1 protein-coding gene is annotated in these 1,450 nt (G+C 64.3%); it reads left to right on the top strand.

All coding sequences use genetic code 11. The annotated features are described in order from the left end of the window. Positions 1-47: 47 nt before the first annotated feature. Positions 48-1,442 (top strand): IS30 family transposase, encoded by a 1,395-nt coding sequence (locus FMP39_RS37110; protein WP_194858725.1) that lies wholly within the window; start codon positions 48-50, stop codon positions 1,440-1,442. The last annotated feature ends 8 nt before the right edge of the window (positions 1,443-1,450 follow it).

The following is a 1,450-nucleotide window of genomic DNA, read 5'->3' as shown; positions in this document are numbered from 1 at the left end:
GGGTGGATTCAACGGGTCGTCGCAACACTCGACGTTGAGGAGTTGCGATGGGGAACAACAAGAGTCGACGGGCTGACCGTGCTGGACGCCCGCCTATGTCGTCGCCTGGGCGTCCGCCGGTGGGAAGGCGTGAGCACCGACAACGATTCTGGGAGGCAATCGCCCGCGGACTTTCGAGCGAAGATGCTGGAAGGGTGGCCGGCGTATCTCCGGTGGTGGGATGCAGGTGGTTCCGAGAGAGTGGAGGCATGCCGTCGAGCAGTCTGGCCCCGCTGTCGGGGCGGTACCTGTCGTTTGCCGAGCGAGAAGAAGTCGCGATTCTGCACGCCCAGCACGTTGGGGTTCGCGCGATAGCTCGCCGGCTCCTTCGTTCACCCGCGACCATCTCGAGGGAGTTGCGTCGTAATGCGGCAACCCGTGGCGGTGCCCTGGAGTATCGCGCTACGACCGCCCAGTGGCATGCGGACCGACGTGCGCGACGTCCAAAGGTCGCGAAGCTAGCCGCGAACGGCGAGCTGCGAAGGTACGTGCAGGAGCGACTGGCCGGGGTACTTACCGCTACTGACGGGACGTCAGTGCCCGGCCCAGAAGTGCGATGGAAGGGGCGGCGCCACGGGCCACGAAAAGACCGACGTTGGGCGACCGCCTGGAGTCCAGAGCAGATTGCCAACAGGCTTCGAGTGGACTTCCCCGAGGATGCGTCGATGAGGGTATCCCACGAGGCTATCTACCAGGCTCTCTACGTACAAGACCGCGGCGCACTGCGACGCGAACTGGTCAGCTGCCTGCGAACTGGGCGGGCACTGCGTGTGCCGAGGGCGCGGACCCGTACGCACGGCAAGACATTTGTCGGCGCCGAATGCAGGCTCAGCCAGCGTCCACCCGAAGTCACCAACCGCCGAGTTCCTGGACACTGGGAAGGCGATCTCATCTTGGGGCTGGGCAGCTCCGCAATAGGCACGCTGGTCGAGCGCACCACACGGTTTACGCTGCTGCTGCATCTGCCACGCATGGGCGCCCACGGCCAACCTCGCGTCAAAAACGGCCCTGTTTTGGCAGGACATGGTTCCGAAGCGGTCCGAGGTGCCATCACCTCCTCGCTCACAACGTTGCCGGAGCGGATGCGCCGGACGCTCACGTGGGACCAAGGGGCCGAGATGGCGCAGCATGCCCTCCTTCGCGCCGACACGGGCTTGGCCATCTACTTCTGTGACGCGCACAGTCCATGGCAGCGAGGCACGAACGAGAACACCAACGGACTGCTCCGTCAGTACTTCCCGAAAGGGACGGACCTGTCCCGTTACTCTCGTGCGGAGCTGGCCACTGTCGCCCTTGCCCTCAACAGCCGGCCACGCAAGACGCTTGGCTGGAAAACACCTGCCGAGGCTCTCAACCCTTATCTATACTTACTTCAACCAAACGGCGTTGCGACGACCGCTTGAATCCGAGC

Origin of the sequence: Myxococcus sp. AB056, assembly GCF_006547365.1 — a bacterium.
GTDB lineage: Bacteria > Myxococcota > Myxococcia > Myxococcales > Myxococcaceae > Myxococcus > Myxococcus virescens.
The sequence above is the reverse complement of the archived record's forward strand: the minus strand, read 5'-3'. Positions and strand labels throughout refer to the sequence as shown.

Bases quoted from the DNA above. Each gene is read 5' to 3' on its own strand.
- FMP39_RS37110 (WP_194858725.1), top strand. From the start codon at position 48: ATGGGGAACAACAAGAGTCGACGGGCTGACCGTGCTGGACGCCCGCCT.